The organism is Vibrio sp. OY15, from assembly GCF_000742455.1.
GTDB classification, from domain to species: domain Bacteria; phylum Pseudomonadota; class Gammaproteobacteria; order Enterobacterales; family Vibrionaceae; genus Vibrio; species Vibrio alginolyticus.
This window is the reverse complement of sequence record NZ_JPIL01000008.1, coordinates 1-15,765: the sequence shown is the minus strand read 5'-3', so window position 1 is coordinate 15,765 and position 15,765 is coordinate 1. Positions and strand designations below refer to the sequence as shown.

The 15,765-nt window shown below is 45.0% G+C and carries 15 protein-coding genes; 11 read left to right on the top strand and 4 right to left on the bottom strand.

What is annotated here, in order from left to right:
- Nucleotides 1-64 precede the first annotated feature (64 nt).
- Together lptG and lptF are read right to left on the bottom strand one after the other, a co-directional pair.
- Nucleotides 65-1,135 carry an LPS export ABC transporter permease LptG gene (gene lptG / locus IJ23_RS10380; RefSeq protein WP_033906211.1) on the bottom strand — a complete coding sequence of 357 codons (1,071 nt, stop codon included), beginning with the start codon at nucleotides 1,133-1,135 and terminating at the stop codon, nucleotides 65-67.
- Between the two features lie 3 nt (nucleotides 1,136-1,138).
- Entirely contained in the window at nucleotides 1,139-2,239 is a 1,101-nt protein-coding gene (lptF, locus tag IJ23_RS10375) for an LPS export ABC transporter permease LptF (protein WP_005381072.1), read from the bottom strand.
- Between the two features lie 200 nt (nucleotides 2,240-2,439).
- Here lptF and pepA point away from each other — a divergent pair, with 200 nt between their 5' ends.
- The 5 genes from pepA to IJ23_RS24105 all read left to right on the top strand — a co-directional run bounded on the left by pepA (nucleotide 2,440) and on the right by IJ23_RS24105 (nucleotide 9,095).
- Nucleotides 2,440-3,948 (top strand): leucyl aminopeptidase, encoded by a 1,509-nt coding sequence (pepA, locus tag IJ23_RS10370; protein ID WP_033906210.1) that lies wholly within the window; start codon nucleotides 2,440-2,442, stop codon nucleotides 3,946-3,948.
- 115 nt (nucleotides 3,949-4,063) lie between these two features.
- The gene (locus tag IJ23_RS10365; RefSeq protein WP_005432852.1) at nucleotides 4,064-4,513 is read left to right on the top strand and encodes a DNA polymerase III subunit chi; all 450 of its coding nucleotides are present in this window, start codon (nucleotides 4,064-4,066) and stop codon (nucleotides 4,511-4,513) included.
- A gap of 96 nt (nucleotides 4,514-4,609) precedes the next feature.
- Nucleotides 4,610-7,468, top strand: coding sequence for a valine--tRNA ligase (locus IJ23_RS10360; RefSeq protein WP_033906209.1), 2,859 nt, complete (start codon nucleotides 4,610-4,612; stop codon nucleotides 7,466-7,468).
- Between the two features lie 201 nt (nucleotides 7,469-7,669).
- A complete protein-coding gene (locus tag IJ23_RS10355) occupies nucleotides 7,670-8,074 on the top strand; it encodes a DUF2061 domain-containing protein (RefSeq protein WP_005381078.1) in 405 nt (134 codons plus the stop codon).
- Between the two features lie 115 nt (nucleotides 8,075-8,189).
- Nucleotides 8,190-9,095: a bifunctional helix-turn-helix transcriptional regulator/GNAT family N-acetyltransferase gene (locus tag IJ23_RS24105; protein ID WP_081886413.1), complete on the top strand. Its 906-nt coding sequence runs from the start codon at nucleotides 8,190-8,192 to the stop codon at nucleotides 9,093-9,095.
- Nucleotides 9,096-9,114: 19 nt separating this feature from the next.
- Here IJ23_RS24105 and IJ23_RS10345 read toward each other — a convergent pair whose 3' ends face one another.
- Together IJ23_RS10345 and rraB are read right to left on the bottom strand one after the other, a co-directional pair.
- Complete coding sequence (locus tag IJ23_RS10345; RefSeq protein ID WP_033906208.1) at nucleotides 9,115-9,915, bottom strand: glycosyl hydrolase 2 galactose-binding domain-containing protein; 801 nt, start codon at nucleotides 9,913-9,915, stop codon at nucleotides 9,115-9,117.
- 154 nt (nucleotides 9,916-10,069) lie between these two features.
- Complete coding sequence (gene rraB, locus IJ23_RS10340) at nucleotides 10,070-10,483, bottom strand: ribonuclease E inhibitor RraB (RefSeq protein ID WP_005381081.1); 414 nt, start codon at nucleotides 10,481-10,483, stop codon at nucleotides 10,070-10,072.
- Nucleotides 10,484-11,066: 583 nt separating this feature from the next.
- On the opposite strand from rraB, the gene arcA reads away from it, so the two are divergent.
- The 6 genes from arcA (at nucleotide 11,067) to IJ23_RS10310 (ending at nucleotide 15,655) form a co-directional block, all read left to right on the top strand.
- Nucleotides 11,067-12,287, top strand: coding sequence for an arginine deiminase (gene arcA, locus IJ23_RS10335; RefSeq protein ID WP_005381082.1), 1,221 nt, complete (start codon nucleotides 11,067-11,069; stop codon nucleotides 12,285-12,287).
- A gap of 156 nt (nucleotides 12,288-12,443) precedes the next feature.
- Nucleotides 12,444-13,448, top strand: coding sequence for an ornithine carbamoyltransferase (locus tag IJ23_RS10330; protein ID WP_033906207.1), 1,005 nt, complete (start codon nucleotides 12,444-12,446; stop codon nucleotides 13,446-13,448).
- Between the two features lie 99 nt (nucleotides 13,449-13,547).
- A complete protein-coding gene (locus tag IJ23_RS10325; protein WP_005381084.1) occupies nucleotides 13,548-13,643 on the top strand; it encodes a hypothetical protein in 96 nt (31 codons plus the stop codon).
- A gap of 86 nt (nucleotides 13,644-13,729) precedes the next feature.
- Nucleotides 13,730-14,659 carry an aspartate carbamoyltransferase gene (gene pyrB / locus IJ23_RS10320; protein ID WP_005381085.1) on the top strand — a complete coding sequence of 310 codons (930 nt, stop codon included), beginning with the start codon at nucleotides 13,730-13,732 and terminating at the stop codon, nucleotides 14,657-14,659.
- A gap of 15 nt (nucleotides 14,660-14,674) precedes the next feature.
- Nucleotides 14,675-15,136, top strand: a complete 462-nt coding sequence (gene pyrI / locus IJ23_RS10315) for an aspartate carbamoyltransferase regulatory subunit (protein ID WP_005381086.1) — start codon at nucleotides 14,675-14,677, stop codon at nucleotides 15,134-15,136.
- Nucleotides 15,137-15,265: 129 nt separating this feature from the next.
- Nucleotides 15,266-15,655: a RidA family protein gene (locus IJ23_RS10310; protein ID WP_005381087.1), complete on the top strand. Its 390-nt coding sequence runs from the start codon at nucleotides 15,266-15,268 to the stop codon at nucleotides 15,653-15,655.
- Nucleotides 15,656-15,765: the final 110 nt, after the last annotated feature.

The following is a 15,765-nucleotide window of genomic DNA, read 5'->3' as shown; positions in this document are numbered from 1 at the left end:
AAGGCGTAATGCCTTCCTTTTACATTTGGTTCGGTAAAACTTGGTTTATTCGATGATGCTTCAGTCATAGCTTTCTTCGTAGCAATGCAATCGCAATAGCTAAGAACACCAAACTCGGGGCCAAAGCACCAAACACTGGGGATATGCCATACACCAAGCTTAATGGGCCAAAGAACTCACTGGATATGTAAAAAGTAAACCCGGCAACCACGCCCGACAATACCCTTGCCCCCATGGTCACGCTTCTGAGTGGACCGAAAACAAAAGATAGCGCCATTAACATCATCACAGCAATTGAAAGCGGCTGAGTCAACTTACGCCAAAACGCCAACTCATAGCGAGATGCATCTTGTTCCGATGCTTTTAGGTAAGTCACATAATCATACAAACCGCTCAGCGACAGTTCTTCTGGCTTCACGGTCACCACAGCTAACTTATCTGGTGCCAAAGAGGTGTGCCACTCCATCTGTTCGATGTCTTGCTTTGAAATTACGTTTTCATTTTCCATGTCCGTAATTTGTACGTAGCGCATCAGCCAGTTGTTATCTTGTTGGTAGTCGACTTCTTCGGCGAAAATAACTTTTTGTAGATTCTTATCATCATCAAAACGCCACATATTTAAAGCATGAAGCTTGTCGTCTTCGACTTTACCTATAAAGATAAAGTCGTTTGCGTCACGAGCCCACACACCTGAGCGCACAGACACAATGCTACCACCTGATATCGCAAACGCACGTAAGTCACGGGCCATCTTCTGGGCCTCAGGAGCGCCCCATTGACCTAACGCCATAACGACAATCATGAGCGGGACGGCCGTTTTTAGTACCGATAACCCGATATCCAGCTTAGAGAAACCAGCAGCTTGCATCACCACCAGCTCAGAGCTTGAAGCCAACATACCTAAGCCGATCAGGGCACCGAGTAATGCCGCCATTGGAAAGAACATTTCGATATCACGCGGCACACTGAGTAACACAAAGTACAACGCATGAGTGAGGTCGTACACACCTCGCCCTACTTTACGTAGCTGTTCTACATATTTGATGATGCCCGATAAGCCAACAAACGTCGCTAAAACCAAGGCAGTGGTAGAGATGATGGTTCTACCGATGTAAAGGTCTAAGATTTTGAACACAGCTTACGCGAGCCTCTTCTTGCGGAATTTGTCTTTTATTCGTCTAGCAGCAACGCTGTCCATCATATTCGCCATGATAGCAACAATCAGCAACATCGCATTGATTGGCCACATACCAATAGCAGCCGGGATGTCACCATCTTCTAATGCAGATTTGGTTGCACTGATCGCCAAGAAATACGCTAGATAGATCAGAATCGCAGGCCCCATTTTGGCAAACCGTCCCTGACGCGGATTCACCGCAGACAAAGGAATAACGAGCATTGTTAAGAGTGGAATACACACAAATAACGAAATTCGCCATTGTAGCTCCGCTTGCGCCTCTGGATCTGGGTGACCTATCAAGTCAACCGTTGGGTATGCTTCCCAGTCTCGCCCTTTCTTTTTGACCTCACGTTGGCCGATAACACCTTCGTATTCATCGAATTTCGTGATCATATATTCAACGCGAGTAGGCACACCTTCATAACGCGTACCTTCTTTCATAGTGATGATCTGACGACCGTCCGAAAGCTCTTTTACTTCACCAGAAGATGAGAACATCACACTCGGTAACACTGAATCTCGAGGGCGCATCTGCGCAACAAAAACGTTGCTCAAGGTATTGTCTTTAATGTCATCGATGAACACAACCGATGAACCGTCTGGTGTACCTTGGAACTGACCTTTTTTAAGTAGGTCAACGCTGTTTTCTGACGCTACCTGCTCATAAAGCTGCTCAACGCGGTCTTGAGACCACGGCGATAGCCACAACGCATTGAAAGCCGCCACCGCTGAAGTAATCAACGCTAGGTATAAGGCCGCTTGAACCAAGAATTTATTACCAATACCTGTCGCGTTCATTACGACAATTTCGCTCTCTGCATACAGACGACCAAATGTGATCAATATGCCGATATACAGACTTAAAGGCAGCATTAACAGACCCATTGCTGGCATGTTCAAACCAACAATCGAGAAAATCAATCCAGCAGGAATATCCCCATCAGAAGCATCAGCAAGAACACTTATGAATTTCTGGCTTACAAACACCAAAAAAAGTACGAAAAAAATCGCAAATTGGCTCTTGAGTGTTTCGCGGATCAAATATCTAACAATAATCACGCTGAAATTACCTATACAAAACTTGTTTTTTTGGTCGAATCACTATAGTTTCCCGTTGAACCATTTATTTTTTTAAAAATTATAAACTAGATGTTAGTCGCTTAATCAGCTCTGCATGTAAGCCTGGAGCTAAAATTCAACAAGTAAGCGATCATTATCTAACATTTAGAGCAATTTGTCTTCAGGATGTAGGAGTACGCATGGAGTTCAGTGTAAAAAGTGGCAGTCCAGAGAAACAACGTAGCGCATGTATCGTTGTTGGTGTGTTTGAACCACGTCGCCTTTCTCCAGTAGCCGAACAACTTGATAAAATCAGTGACGGTTACATCAGTTCACTACTTCGCCGTGGTGATCTAGAGGGTAAACCTGGTCAGATGCTGCTACTGCATCAAGTACCAGGTGTTTTGTCAGAGCGCGTTTTACTTGTCGGTTGCGGCAAAGAGCGTGAACTTGGCGAGCGCCAGTACAAGGAAATCATTCAAAAGACGATCAGCACACTTAACGAGACAGGCTCAATGGAAGCGGTATGTTTCCTAACTGAACTGCATGTTAAGGGTCGTGATACATACTGGAAAGTGCGCCAGGCTGTAGAAGCGACTAAAGATGGTCTATACACATTTAATCAATTCAAGAGCGTGAAACCTGAGACTCGCCGCCCACTGCGCAAGCTTGTTTTCAACGTACCAACGCGTCGTGAATTGAACTTGGGTGAAAAAGCAATCACTCATGGTCTTGCTATCGCGTCAGGTGTCAAAGCCTCAAAAGACCTTGGCAACATGCCGCCAAACGTAGCTAATCCAGCTTACCTTGCTTCTCAAGCTCGTCGTCTAGCGGACGATTACGAAACCGTAACCACCAAAATTATTGGTGAGCAAGAGATGGAAAAACTGGGTATGACCTCTTACCTAGCAGTAGGCCGTGGTTCTAAAAACGAATCTATGATGTCTATCATCGAGTACAAAGGTAACCCTGACTCAGATGCAAAACCGATTGTGCTCGTAGGTAAAGGTCTAACCTTCGACTCAGGCGGTATCTCTCTAAAGCCGGGTGAAGGTATGGATGAGATGAAGTACGACATGTGTGGTGCGGCATCGGTATTCGGTACAATGAAAGCGCTGGCGAAGCTAAACCTACCAATCAACGTTATTGGTGTTCTAGCGGGCTGTGAAAACATGCCTGGCAGCAACGCTTACCGTCCAGGTGACATCCTAACGACCATGTCTGGTCAAACTGTAGAAGTTCTGAACACGGATGCTGAAGGCCGTCTTGTTCTTTGTGACGCACTGACTTACGTAGAGCGTTTCGAACCAGACTGCGTGGTTGACGTTGCAACGCTAACTGGTGCTTGTGTTATCGCACTAGGCCACCATATCAGCGGCGTAATCTCTAACCACAACCCTCTTTCTCATGAGCTAGTAAATGCTTCTGAGCAAGCGAGTGACCGTGCATGGCGTCTACCAATGGCAGACGAGTACCACGAACAGTTGAAGAGCCCGTTTGCGGATATGGCAAACATTGGTGGTCGCCCTGGTGGCACAATTACTGCGGGTTGCTTCTTATCTAAGTTCGCGAAGAAGTACAACTGGGCACACGTCGATATTGCTGGTACCGCTTGGAAATCAGGCGCAGCGAAAGGCTCAACGGGCCGTCCTGTCTCAATGCTTGTCCAATTCCTTTTGAACCGCAGCGACCAAGAGACAGAAGAGTAATTTCTGAACAACATCTAAAAGGGCCGCAAGGCCCTTTTTTATTACCTCGATTTTCTTGATTGAAAATCGGATTTAATATGGTTTCAGGAAGAGACCATCGGCAAGTGAGAGAATGATGCAAACTGCAACCTTCTACATCATTAACGAAGAGAGCCCGCAAGCAACGGTGGCTGGCTTTGAAGAATACATCGTGTTTTTGGCTCAGCACTTTGCTCGCCAAGGCGCCAAAGTGTATTTAAACTGCCAAGACAAACCACACGCCGAGCAGCTCGCTGAAGCCTTTTGGCAAATTGATGCAGACAAGTTCATGGCACATAACCTCGTAGGCGAGGGACCGAAATACGCCACCAACATTGAAATCGGCCATGAAGGTGTAAAACCTAATTGGAACCGTCAGCTGGTAATTAATTTGGCGGAAAATGAGACAACCTTTGCGAACAAGTTTGCTCAAGTGGTAGACTTCGTGCCCTGCGAAGAAAAAGCTAAACAACTCGCAAGAGAAAGATATAAAATTTACCGTCAAGCAGGTTACCAGCTGCAAACGATCGAAATTCAATATCCTTAACGGTCAATCCTTATAGTTAAGGCGATCTTGTTAAGATCCCTCACTTATAAAGATTGACTAAGATTCAACCATCAACGTATCCATTAAAAGAGCGCTATGGAAAAGACATACAACCCAACTTCAATCGAACAAGCTCTGTATCAGACTTGGGAAGAGAAAGGCTACTTTAAGCCACACGGTGACACTACTAAAGAATCATACAGCATCATGATCCCGCCACCGAACGTCACTGGTAGCCTACACATGGGCCACGCGTTCCAAGATACGATCATGGATACGCTTATCCGTTGTGAACGTATGAAGGGTAAAAACACCCTTTGGCAAGTAGGTACTGACCACGCTGGTATCGCAACTCAGATGGTTGTTGAGCGTAAGATCGCTGCAGAAGAAGGCAAAACAAAACACGATTACGGTCGTGAAGCTTTCATCGACAAAATCTGGGAATGGAAAGGCGAATCTGGCGGCACTATCACTAAGCAGCTTCGTCGTCTTGGCGCATCTGTAGACTGGGATCGTGAACGCTTCACGATGGACGATGGTCTATCTAACGCCGTTCAAGAAGTGTTCGTACGTCTATACGAAGACGATCTAATCTACCGCGGTAAGCGTCTAGTTAACTGGGATCCAAAGCTACACACAGCGATTTCAGATCTAGAAGTAGAGAACAAAGACACTAAAGGCCACATGTGGCACTTCCGCTACCCACTAGCAGATGGCGCTAAAACAGCGGATGGCAAAGACTACATCGTTGTTGCAACGACTCGTCCAGAGACCGTGCTAGGCGATACGGGTGTTGCAGTTAACCCAGAAGATCCACGTTACAAAGATCTTATCGGTAAAGAAATCATCCTTCCTATCGTTGATCGTCGCATCCCAATTGTGGGCGATGAGCACGCAGATATGGAAAAAGGTACTGGCTGTGTGAAAATCACACCTGCGCACGACTTCAACGACTACGAAGTAGGTAAGCGCCACCAGCTACCAATGATCAACATTCTGACTTTCGACGCGAACATCCGCGACTCAGCAGAAGTATTCAACACTAACGGCGAAGCAAGCGACGCTTACAGCACTGAGCTACCAGCTAAATACCACGGTATGGAGCGTTTTGCCGCTCGTAAAGCTATCGTTGCTGAATTCGACGAGCTAGGCCTACTTGAAGAAGTGAAAGATCACGATCTACAAGTTCCTTACGGCGACCGTGGTGGCGTGGTTATCGAACCAATGCTAACTGACCAATGGTACGTACGTACTGCGCCTCTAGCGAAAACCGCAGTTGAAGCAGTAGAAAACGGCGACATCCAATTCGTTCCTAAGCAATACGAAAACATGTACTTCTCTTGGATGCGTGACGTTCAAGACTGGTGTATCTCTCGTCAGCTATGGTGGGGTCACCGCATCCCAGCTTGGTACGACAACCAAGGTAATGTTTACGTAGGTCGCACTGAAGAAGAAGTTCGTAAGAACAACAACCTAGAGTCTGTCATTGAACTTCACCAAGACGAAGACGTACTGGATACATGGTTCTCTTCTGCACTATGGACGTTCGGTACTCAAGGTTGGCCAGAGCAAACTGACGATCTGAAAGTATTCCACCCTTCAGACGTACTAGTAACTGGTTTCGACATTATCTTCTTCTGGGTTGCGCGCATGATCATGATGACCATGCACTTCGTGAAAGACGAAAACGGCAAACCACAAGTACCATTTAAGACAGTTTACGTTACTGGTCTAATCCGTGACGAAAACGGCGACAAGATGTCTAAGTCGAAAGGTAACGTCCTTGATCCAATCGACATGATCGATGGTATCGACCTAGAGTCTCTCGTAGAGAAGCGTTGTGGCAACATGATGCAGCCTCAACTAGCGAAGAAGATCGAGAAGAACACTCGTAAGACGTTTGAAAACGGTATCGAAGCATACGGTACAGACGCACTGCGTTTCACTCTTGCAGCAATGGCATCGACAGGTCGTGATATCAACTGGGATATGAAGCGTCTTGAGGGTTACCGTAACTTCTGTAACAAGCTATGGAACGCAAGCCGTTACGTAATGATGAACACAGAAGAGCAAGATTGTGGCTTCAACGGTGGTGAGATTGAATACTCACTAGCAGACAAGTGGATCGAGTCTCAGTTTGAACTAGCAGCGAAAGCGTTCAACAACCATATCGACAACTTCCGTCTAGATATGGCTGCGAACACGCTTTACGAATTCATCTGGAACCAATTCTGTGACTGGTACCTAGAGCTTACTAAGCCAGTTCTATGGAAAGGTACTGAAGCACAACAGCGTGGTACTCGTCGTACATTAATCACGGTTCTTGAGAAGACTCTACGTCTAGCTCACCCAGTGATTCCTTACATCACTGAAACTATCTGGCAAAGCATCAAGCCATTAGTTGAAGGTGTAGAAGGCGAGACAATCATGCTACAAACACTTCCTCAATTCGACGAAGCAAACTTCAACCAAGAAGCGCTAGATGATATCGAATGGGTGAAGGCGTTCATTACCAGCATCCGTAACCTACGTGCTGAATACGACATCAACCCTGGTAAGCCGCTTGACGTTATGCTGAAAGCAGCAAATGCAAAAGATGCCTCTCGTCTAGAAGCAAGCAAGCAAGTACTGATGTCACTAGCGAAGCTAGAAGCAGTACGCGTGCTTGAAACTGGCGAACAAACTCCTGCATGTGCGACAGCACTGGTTGGTAAGTCTGAGTTGATGATCCCAATGGCAGGTCTGATCGACAAAGATGCTGAGCTTGCTCGTCTAGATGGCGAAATCAAGAAGACTCACGGCGAAATCAAGCGTATCGAAGGCAAACTAGGTAACGAAGGCTTCGTAGCGAAAGCACCTGAAGCAGTTGTTGCTAAAGAGCGTGAGAAGCTTGAAGGCTACAAAGAGACACTAGCTAAGCTAGAAGAGCAGAAGACAACGATCGCTGCGCTTTAAGCCTCAGTGAAAGAGAAGAATTAACACTTCTCACTTTTGGTTCAAAGGTTGGTCATCATGGCCAACCTTTTTTGTATACATTTCACCAAAACCATCATCAATAGCTTCCCCCTATCACAACAATACTCATTACCCATTAGCATTAATGAGAATTATTATCGATAATGAACTCATCGAAACAAACACGATTGAGTAATTATCATGAAAAAGACACTAACTTTCGCAGCACTGCATTTTACTATCGCATTTAGTGTCGCTTACGTACTCACAGGCGACATTCTAATTGGTAGTTTAATTGCCATGATTGAGCCTTCAGTGAACACCGTAGCCTTCTACTTTCATGAAAAGGCATGGGCAAAAGTCCCAGCACTTAAAGCTCGTCAGTGGATGACCAAATTAAAAACCGCAAGCTTTGCGACCGTGCACTTCAGCGTCGCTTTTACCGTGGTTTACTTACTAACAGGTGATGCATTTGTCGGCGGCGTAATGGCGATGCTAGAGCCGAGTTTGAACACGGTGGCTTACTACTTCCACGAGAAAGTATGGATGCGTAAATCATCAGAAAAAGCTCCAGCACCGCAGTTTTGTTTACATCACCACGCTTAAACATGGAGGCTCACTACGTCTCCTAACGAGAAAAATGACATTTACCATTGACAAGGTTGCGCACCGCAATTAATTTAATTGCGGTGCGCAACTTTATTTTTAGAGGTAAGTGATAATGAACGCTCGTCAACTTCGACACTACTCCCGTCAAGCCGTCCGATTGCTTGGTATGCTTGATAAACAATGCGGCGATGTCGCTCTCACTCCAGTGCAAGCGCACGCATTGGGTGAAATCCAATTGCAGCCATTGACCATCAATCAGCTGGCACAGCAGCTTAATGTCGACAAGTCCAACGCGAGCCGAACCGTTACTGGTTTGATTAAATTAGGTTTGGTCGAGAGCATCGAAAACCCAAAAGACAAACGTAGTCAACTCGTAGCGATTACAGAGCAAGGCCAACAGGCGTTATCACAACTGGACCAACAGCAAAACCACTTCTTTGAACAACTGCTTACCCAACTCGATGACAGCGAGCAAGAGCAACTCAAACTTGGTCTAGAGACTTACCTAAAAGGGCTAACAAAAGTGTGTCAGTCTGAGGAATACGTTCGTCGGCCTCTTACTAAAGCAGACAACCCGCAAGTCGCAGATGTGATTCGTAAAGTCTCTGCAGAATACGGCTTAACCGCAGACAAAGGTTATGGTGTGGCCGATCCAACGCTTGATGATATGTATTCGGTTTACAATCAATGCGGGGCCGCCTATTGGGTCATTGAACATCGCGGAGAGATCGTTGGTGGCGGTGGCTTTGCCCCTTTAGCTGGCGAGCCAAATGTGTGTGAACTACAAAAGATGTACTTCTTACCTCAAACACGAGGACACGGTTTAGCCAAACGCATCGTCGCATTGAGCTTACAATTGGCGGAACAATTTGGGTATCAGCAGTGCTATTTAGAGACAACTGAATGTCTGAGAGAAGCGGTAAGCTTGTATGAAAAGCTAGGCTTTGAGCATCTCGATGCCCCGCTTGGACAAACAGGGCATGATGCATGTGAAGTCGTAATGCTTAAGATGCTGTAATAGATAATATTATTAGAAGTTAAAGCACAACATGGGTAACACAAAGCTCCTGGCTCAAGGCAACAGTGAAGTTTTGGTGCTGCCCATCCAACTCAACAGACAATTGGTAGAGATCACTTGGATCAGGATCAGTAAGATCGGCATACTTTGGCGCTTCGATCTGGAATAAAGCGCTCGCATGCTCCGCTCGGACATCAATAGGAATATGGTAAGTCATACCATTAAACTTAACCGATGCAGAGACCAGACCCGGCGCAAAAGTTTGATAGTACAAGTCTACTTTAAACTCGCAACCACCACCGTGGTGCCAAATCTGCTCGGTTGCCACGCGGTCTAAACGTACATTGCGAATGAACTGCAGATACGGTTCTTGCCATACCCCTAAGCGCTCATCACTTTTTTTATATTCATGATCGGACAGAGAGCACAGCTCAGGTTTATCTTCATCAAACAGAAGATCCTCTTCTTCCTCTAAGAACAAGATTTCAAAGCGGTTACGCCCCATTTGCATGAACGGACGAATGTCTTTCTTGTAGACATTTTGAGAACCGTCACAGTCGAACAATGCTACTCCGTTCAAACGCACTTCTGCATGGTAATCCACACCACCCAACACCATTTCTACCGCTGGGAATGCCATCATGGATTCGTCCACTTCAATGTCATGCATCAGGTGCCACTCTTGCTGACGAATTGCTTCTTCTGTCAGTTCAGCTGGCAATACCTGACTCAAAGGAGCAGGGAAAGTAATGTCATCCTGTGGGATAGAAAGGTCCGTCAGTGGAGAGACTTGCCATAAACCGGCGAGTGAGAGTTGCATATACACCTTGAGCTAGATCAATTTTCACGCATTATAGGGAGAAATCCCCTATAAACTCAATGTGAATTATTTATCGCCTCCACATTCGTCAGTTTTTCAAGGAATAAAAAAACCAGCGTTAAACGCTGGTTTTTCCAAAAGTAGTGAGCTTTGATTACTCGTCGTCTTCATCTTCTTCAGGGTAAAGCGCATCTTCGCCTTCGTAGTACGTACCCCAACCGTCATAGATGATGTCGTATTTTTCTGCCAAGTGAATCAATTTTTCAACTTGCGCATCAATCGCTTCTGCGTCTAGTGCGGACTCCATAGTCGCATCACAGCAAAGCAACTTGTTACCATCTTCATCTTCAGTTTCTTCTGCTTCAAGAACTTCAAAGCCCATCTTGAATGCTTCAACTACCGCTTTTTCTAGCGTGTCAAAATCTTCTGCAAACAGGTGGTGCTCAATTTCGTATAGCGAATCTGGATCGCTGCCATCTTCTAGCAATGCTGCAATGATATCGCGAGTCTCTTCCTTTTGAATCTCAATTAATTCTTCTACTGATAGATATTCATCTTCGTGAGACATGTTTTGGCTCCAGATTAGTTACTTGATGGAAACACAATACCCGATACTGAGTATGCTGATCCGGTGAAATATGGCATGGATTGCGATGAAAAGCCACAAACAAACATCATACCACTGCGATTCTTATCGGTTATTTGAATCTAAATATTAAACCGACCACACAAAGAAACAAAAAATTAACAAAGAATGGCATTTTTTAATATTCAGAACATCCTAATTGACACTTAATGTGGTTATTTTCTCTTTCTATGCGTGTTTATGATGCTTTCTTGAATACACTCACGTGTAAAACGAAGAAGCATAACGAATAAATTCACTTTAATAATGCATAATTTAGAATAAAAATGCACATTTTATGCACTGTGCGTGTATTCTTTCTCAACGGGAAAATTAGAATAAAAACGCACGCACTCTAATTTTAGTAAAATAGCATTTATATCTAATAATAAATTTCATAAGAATCAAAATAAAAATAAAAAACTCACAAAACCAGAAACACCAGAATATAAACAAAGCTTGATAACTTGCATCTTTCTAGGAAGCTTGTCATAACTAATGGCTGGAAAATTTGTAAGGATACAAAATGAGCAAGCTGTACGTTGGATCAGAAGTTGGTCAACTTCGACGAGTTCTATTAAATCGCCCTGAACGCGCCCTAACCCACTTAACTCCGTCAAACTGTCATGAGTTGCTATTTGATGACGTTCTTGCTGTAGAAGCGGCAGGTGAAGAGCACGATGCATTCGCACGTACGCTGCGCGAGCAAGACGTTGAAGTGCTTCTCCTCCACGATTTACTGGTCGAAACCCTCGCTGTTCCAGAAGCAAAACAATGGCTGCTGAACACTCAGATTTCTGACTTTCGCTACGGGCCAACATTTGCGCGAGACCTACGCCAATACTTTTCAGAAATGGATGATGAACATCTTGCCTGCATCTTTTTAGGTGGCTTAGCATACTCAGAGCTACCGATCTCCTCATCTTCTATGCTGCCAAAAATGAAGCGTCCTCTCGACTTTGTTATTGAGCCACTGCCTAATCACCTCTTTACTCGTGATACCTCATGTTGGGTTTATGGCGGCGTTTCTCTTAACCCGATGATGATGCCTGCACGCCAACGTGAAACAAACCACCTACGTGCGATTTATCGTTGGCACCCAATTTTTGCTGGCCAAGATTTTATCAAATACTTCGGTGACGATGATCTGCATTATGATAATGCTAATGTCGAAGGCGGTGATGTGTTGGTTATTGGTAAAGGTGCAGTTCTGATCGGTATGTCTGAGCGTACGACCGCGCAAGGCGTAGAGAACCTTGCAGCGAGCCTATTTAAAGCAGGCCAAGCTACCGAAGTTATTGCAATTGATCTGCCTAAACACCGTTCATGTATGCATTTAGACACTGTGATGACCCATATGGATGTAGATACTTTCTCTGTCTACCCAGAGATCATGCGCAAAGATCTCGACACATGGCGCTTAACACCAAAAGGCAACGGTGAAATGCATGTTGAAGCCTCACATAACTATCTGCACGCGATTGAGTCCGCTCTTGGCTTAGATCAGCTGAAAATCATCACCACGGGTGGTGACAGCTATGAAGCGGAACGCGAACAATGGAATGATGCCAATAACGTTCTAACTGTAAAACCGGGCGTAGTAATTGGTTACGAACGCAATGTATACACCAACGAAAAATACGATAAAGCTGGCATCAAAGTACTGACAGTACCTGGTAACGAGCTTGGTCGTGGTCGCGGTGGCGCTCGCTGTATGAGCTGTCCAATAGAACGAGACGATATATAACTTACTCGTCCCTTTACATTAGGTGAATCAAAACTAAGGTTGATGTGAATACATCAACCTTTTTTAGCTTTAATTAAAAATAATTATTCACAATAAAAGCATTTATATGTTTTAATGAGTTCTATTAATCTAATCACATGTACTAAGGGACGAGCTATGGCTTTCAATTTACGTAACCGCAACTTTTTGAAGCTATTGGACTTCTCAACCAAAGAAATCCAGTTTTTGCTCGAACTGTCTGCAGAGCTAAAAAAAGCTAAATATGCAGGAACAGAGCAGAAGAAACTTCAAGGTAAAAACATCGCACTAATCTTTGAGAAATCTTCGACTCGTACCCGATGTGCGTTTGAAGTCGCTGCCTTTGACCAAGGTGCTCAAGTCTCTTACATCGGCCCTTCTGGCTCGCAAATCGGTCATAAGGAATCGATGAAAGACACTGCTCGTGTTCTTGGTCGTATGTACGACGGGATTGAATACCGAGGCTTTGGCCAATCCATTGTTGAAGAGCTTGGTACTTATGCTGGTGTTCCAGTGTGGAATGGTTTAACGGATGAGTTCCACCCAACCCAGATCCTTGCTGACTTCCTGACCATGCAAGAGCACGGCCGTGGTAAACAGCTACATGAAATAACCTTCGCTTACCTAGGTGATGCGCGCAACAACATGGGTAACTCACTTATGGTGGGCGCAGCGAAAATGGGCATGGATATTCGCCTTGTCGCGCCAAAAGCGTTCTGGCCTGAAGAAGAGCTCGTGGCAACTAGTCAAACTATCGCGCAACAAACCGGTGCAAAAATCACGTTAACAGAAAGCGTTGAGGAAGGTGTGAAAGGTTGTGACTTCCTATACACCGACGTTTGGGTGTCTATGGGTGAGTCTGCCGAGGCATGGGATGAACGTGTAGCGTTAATGACACCTTATCAAATCAATATGGACGTGATTAAGCAAACGGGTAATCCACATGTGAAATTCATGCACTGCCTTCCAGCTTTCCACAATGATGAAACCACCGTCGGCAAAGAAGTCGCTGAAAAATACGGTATGAAAGGCCTTGAAGTAACAGAAGAGGTATTTGAATCGGAATACTCCATCGTATTCGACGAAGCTGAAAACCGTATGCATACCATCAAAGCCGTGATGGTTGCGACGCTAGGAAGCTAAACCAGTGCGCAAAAACAGCCGATAAAAACCATGATGTAATCGCTTGCGCTCACGAAAGTTAAGCGTATAATGCTCGGCAATTTGTCTGAGGATTAAGAAATGACCACGCTGATTGCTGACGTAAAAACGCGATTTGCTCTCGCTAAGCGACTACGCTTACGTGGTGTTATTTTCGTTAATTCTATTGAATTTTAAAACCTCCCCATTGGGGAGGTTTTTTTATGTCCAAAATTCCTTTCGGTTATTTGGATGTAGTCATCAATGTTATAGGGAAGAAGATCATGGCGAACTCGCTTTACCAGAAGCACATCATCTCTATTCCAGAGCTTTCACGCGAAGAACTGGAACTTATCGTAGAAACAGCAGGTAGCCTTAAAAAAGCACCTCGACCAGAACTGATTAAAAACAAAGTCGTTGCAAGTTGTTTCTTTGAACCATCAACACGTACACGTTTATCGTTTGAAACAGCGATTCAGCGCATTGGTGGTGACGTGATTGGCTTTGATAATGATGGTAATACCTCTCTGGCGAAAAAAGGCGAAACACTCGCAGATTCAGTACAAGTCATCTCTTCTTACGTCGATGCCTTTGTGATGCGTCATCCACAAGAAGGCGCCGCTCGCTTGGCCTCTGAATTTTCAAATGGCGTGCCAGTGATCAACGCGGGCGACGGTGCAAACCAACACCCAACTCAAACGCTACTCGACCTATACACCATCGCGGAAACACAAGGGCGTCTAGACAACCTGAACGTCGCATTCGTAGGTGACCTAAAATATGGCCGCACAGTGCACTCACTGACTCAAGCCTTAGCAAAGTTTAACAACATCCGCTTCTTCTTTGTTGCACCAGATGCGCTGGCAATGCCAGATTACATCTGCGAAGAACTAGACGAAGCTGGCATTCAATATAGCCTACACACAGACATGGAAAGTGTGATTCCTGAACTGGATATTCTGTACATGACACGCGTACAGAAAGAACGCTTTGACGAATCGGAATACGCTCATATTAAGTCGGCTTACATCCTAACGGCGGCACTACTAGAAGGCGCGCGTGAGAACTTGAAAGTACTGCACCCACTACCACGTGTGGATGAAATCACAACTGATGTTGATAAAACGCCTCATGCTTACTTCTTCCAGCAAGCTCAAAATGGCGTGTATGCTCGCCAAGCACTGCTGGCGCTTGTTCTAAACGAAACACTGTAATCGAGGGGAAAAATCATGGCTAAAGAAACTCAATTGCAGGTAGAAGCAATCAAAAATGGTACGGTCATCGACCACATCCCTGCGCAAATCGGCATCAAAGTATTAAGACTGTTCGATATGCACAATTCATCACAACGCGTAACGATTGGACTGAACTTGCCATCATCAGCACTCGGTCATAAAGATCTACTCAAAATCGAAAATGTGTTTATCAATGAAGAGCAAGCGAGCAAGCTAGCGTTGTATGCTCCTCACGCGACCGTGAATCAAATCGAGAATTATGAAGTGGTGAAAAAGCTCGCGTTAGAGCTTCCTGAGCGCATCAATGATGTATTTGAATGCCCGAATTCAAACTGTATTTCTCATAATGAACCAGTAGAAAGCAGCTTTAGCGTGTTCGAGAAGAAACAAGAAATCCGCCTAAAGTGTAAATACTGCGAGAAAGTGTTCTCACGCGAGATCGTAACCGAGCGATAAACACGCCGCACGACTAGGCTGTGATACGTTTAAAATACCCTGCAATGTCAGGGTATTTTGCTCTTTACCTACCGAGGGTTTAGAGGCAAACTGAGAATCTTTATTCCCTACAACTGATGGAAAAATCAAATGACGAAAGTACTTCACACTGAGTCTGCACCAGCAGCAATCGGTCCTTACGTTCAAGGCGTAGATCTAGGTAACATGGTTCTTACTTCAGGCCAAATCCCAGTAAACCCAGCGACAGGTGAAGTGTCTGCTGATATCGCAGAACAAGCTCGTCAGTCTCTAGAAAACGTAAAGGCTGTAGTTGAATCTTCAGGTCTTAAAGTATCTGATATTGTAAAGCTAACGGTTTTTGTTAAAGACCTAAATGACTTTGGCACAGTGAACGAAGTTTACGGCAAGTTCTTTGATGAGCACGGCGTAGCAAACTACCCTGCACGCTCTTGTGTAGAAGTGGCTCGCCTACCAAAAGATGTTGGCATCGAGATTGAAGCAATCGCTGTTCGCAAATAATTGCACTTGCTGACTGACCCGGCCTGATATGGGTTTACCCTTTTTAAATAAAACGCTCGATGTCCTTCATCGGGCGTTTTGTATTTTAAAGCCGAATGAGGCCTCATTTG

Bases quoted from the DNA above. Each gene is read 5' to 3' on its own strand.
- arcA (WP_005381082.1), top strand. From the start codon at position 11,067: ATGAGCAAGCTGTACGTTGGATCAGAAGTTGGTCAACTTCGACGAGTT.
- IJ23_RS10330 (WP_033906207.1), top strand. From the start codon at position 12,444: ATGGCTTTCAATTTACGTAACCGCAACTTTTTGAAGCTATTGGACTTC.
- pyrB (WP_005381085.1), top strand. From the start codon at position 13,730: ATGGCGAACTCGCTTTACCAGAAGCACATCATCTCTATTCCAGAGCTT.
- IJ23_RS24105 (WP_081886413.1), top strand. From the start codon at position 8,190: ATGAACGCTCGTCAACTTCGACACTACTCCCGTCAAGCCGTCCGATTG.
- IJ23_RS10355 (WP_005381078.1), top strand. From the start codon at position 7,670: ATGAAAAAGACACTAACTTTCGCAGCACTGCATTTTACTATCGCATTT.
- pyrI (WP_005381086.1), top strand. From the start codon at position 14,675: ATGGCTAAAGAAACTCAATTGCAGGTAGAAGCAATCAAAAATGGTACG.
- IJ23_RS10310 (WP_005381087.1), top strand. From the start codon at position 15,266: ATGACGAAAGTACTTCACACTGAGTCTGCACCAGCAGCAATCGGTCCT.
- pepA (WP_033906210.1), top strand. From the start codon at position 2,440: ATGGAGTTCAGTGTAAAAAGTGGCAGTCCAGAGAAACAACGTAGCGCA.
- IJ23_RS10360 (WP_033906209.1), top strand. From the start codon at position 4,610: ATGGAAAAGACATACAACCCAACTTCAATCGAACAAGCTCTGTATCAG.
- IJ23_RS10365 (WP_005432852.1), top strand. From the start codon at position 4,064: ATGCAAACTGCAACCTTCTACATCATTAACGAAGAGAGCCCGCAAGCA.
- rraB (WP_005381081.1), bottom strand. From the start codon at position 10,483: ATGTCTCACGAAGATGAATATCTATCAGTAGAAGAATTAATTGAGATT.
- IJ23_RS10345 (WP_033906208.1), bottom strand. From the start codon at position 9,915: ATGCAACTCTCACTCGCCGGTTTATGGCAAGTCTCTCCACTGACGGAC.
- IJ23_RS10325 (WP_005381084.1), top strand. From the start codon at position 13,548: ATGACCACGCTGATTGCTGACGTAAAAACGCGATTTGCTCTCGCTAAG.